We start from the raw sequence: 516 nt of genomic DNA on the forward strand, positions 1-516 counted from the left end.
CGGTGATCGCGGTGAGCGGCAGGGCGGCGGCCTGCGCCCAGTCGAGGCGCGCGGGCTTGCGCCCGACGATGCGGGCATCGACGCAGTGGAACTGGGCGTTCGTCCCCGGCCGGGTGAGGTCGCCCGCGTAGAACACCGCGTCGCCCGCGGCGAAGCCCTGGACCTCCGCGCCGGCGGCGACGACGGTGCCGGCCGCGTCCCAGCCGAGCACCTTGGCGCCGCCGGCCTCCGGCTCGGCCCGCCGCCGGACCTTGGTGTCGACGGGGTTCACCGAGACCGCCTCGACCTTCACCAGCAGGTCCAGCGGGCCGGGCGCCGGCTGTGGCAGGTCGAGGTCGACCAGGGCTTCGGGATCGGTGATCGGCAGGGACTTGCGGTAGCCGACGGCGCGCATGGTGATCTCCTCGGGCTGTCGCCGCAGGAGATGCCGCCCGCCTTCACGGGCCGCAAGTACGCACATAAAACGCCGCTAGTGCCGGAAACGATACCGTCGGAGACGCCCATGCCCCGCACCCG

1 protein-coding gene is annotated in these 516 nt (G+C 73.8%); it reads right to left on the reverse strand.

Annotated elements, in window-relative coordinates:
- The coding region (locus K5E37_RS29340; protein ID WP_221535833.1) for an alcohol dehydrogenase catalytic domain-containing protein at positions 1-394 on the reverse strand (394 nt) is incomplete at its 3' end.
- Between the last annotated feature and the right edge of the window lie 122 nt (positions 395-516).

The organism is Pseudomonas sp. RIT778, assembly GCF_019718735.1.
In the GTDB taxonomy this organism is placed as follows: Bacteria; Pseudomonadota; Gammaproteobacteria; order Pseudomonadales; family Pseudomonadaceae; genus Aquipseudomonas; species Aquipseudomonas aphyarum.